This is a genomic window from Pantoea sp. SIMBA_079, assembly GCF_046940275.1.
GTDB classification, from domain to species: Bacteria; Pseudomonadota; Gammaproteobacteria; order Enterobacterales; family Enterobacteriaceae; genus Pantoea; species Pantoea borealis.
Map to the genome: position 1 here is coordinate 1 of NZ_JAWRYR010000340.1, position 270 is coordinate 270.

Consider the following 270-nt stretch of genomic DNA (forward strand, 5'->3'; position numbering starts at 1 on the left):
CGGCGCTGCGGCGGTTGTGGCACCCTTGCGCGACTTTCGCGAACCGGAGTTCCGACCATGCAACGCTCCATGTTGTTGTGCTCCACCCTCGTGCTGTCCCTCGCCGGCTGCGCCTCCGGTCCGCAGACGCAGGCCGACACCGCCACCGACCTCGATACCGCCAACCTCACGCGGCTCGACACCGTGCTGGCCGGCGACTGGCGCAGCCCGGAGAACACCGCGCGCGACGTCTACCGCCATCCGCGCGAGACCCTGGCCTTCTTCGGCGTG

General features: G+C 70.4%; 1 protein-coding gene. It reads left to right on the plus strand.

The features are described from left to right. Window positions 1-57: 57 nt before the first annotated feature. On the plus strand, window positions 58-270 hold a 213-nt coding region (locus SB719_RS20275), incomplete at its 3' end, for a hypothetical protein (RefSeq protein ID WP_412159759.1).